The organism is Caballeronia humi (genome assembly GCF_001544475.1).
Classification (GTDB): Bacteria; Pseudomonadota; Gammaproteobacteria; order Burkholderiales; family Burkholderiaceae; genus Caballeronia; species Caballeronia humi.
In genome coordinates this window covers 1-674 of record NZ_FCNW02000232.1, presented here as the reverse complement: position 1 = coordinate 674, position 674 = coordinate 1, and the positions used below count along the sequence as shown (strand labels likewise).

1 protein-coding gene is annotated in these 674 nt (G+C 61.0%); it reads left to right on the top strand.

Going from position 1 to position 674, the window contains the following annotated elements; translation table 11 throughout:
* Positions 1-57 precede the first annotated feature (57 nt).
* A complete protein-coding gene (locus AWB65_RS35190; RefSeq protein ID WP_087671287.1) occupies positions 58-630 on the top strand; it encodes a sigma-70 family RNA polymerase sigma factor in 573 nt (190 codons plus the stop codon).
* The last annotated feature ends 44 nt before the right edge of the window (positions 631-674 follow it).

Genomic DNA, 674 nt, shown 5'->3' with positions numbered 1-674 from the left:
CGCGAGTGCGTAGAATTCGAAAAAATAAACTTGCGCTTCCTGTAACCAGAGTGATCGATGGATCGAACTACGAGTAACACTGGCGCGCGGGCGAAGGAGACGCATCTTCAGGCGCTCTTTCTGAGCGGCCTGGACGGCGACGAGGCGGCGTACCGACAATTTCTGATGGAATTGTGCCCGCATCTTCGCGGGTTCCTGCGGCGCAGGCTGAACGCCCAGCCGGGTGACATCGAAGATGTGGTCCAGGAAGTCCTGCTCGCCGTGCATAACGGGCGGCAGACATACCGGCGGGAGGAACCGTTGACTGCGTGGGTTCACGCGATTGCACGTTACAAGCTGACGGACTACTTTCGGGCGCGCTCGCGGCACGACGCCCTGAACGATCCTCTCGACGACGCTGCCGAGCTCTTCGCCGCGCCCGACCTTGAGCCCGCGCAGGCCAAACGAGACTTGGGCAAGCTTCTCGATAAGTTGCCGGAGCGCCAGCGATTGCCAATCGTGCACGTGAAACTGGAAGGCCGGTCGATCTCGGAGACCGCGCGGATGACGGGGCTCTCGGAATCGGCGGTCAAGATCGGGGTGCATCGTGGACTGAAGGCGCTCGCTGCAAAGATTCGAGGAACACGATGAAAACCGATGACCTGATTTCGATGCTCGCTACGGGCGTGACGCCG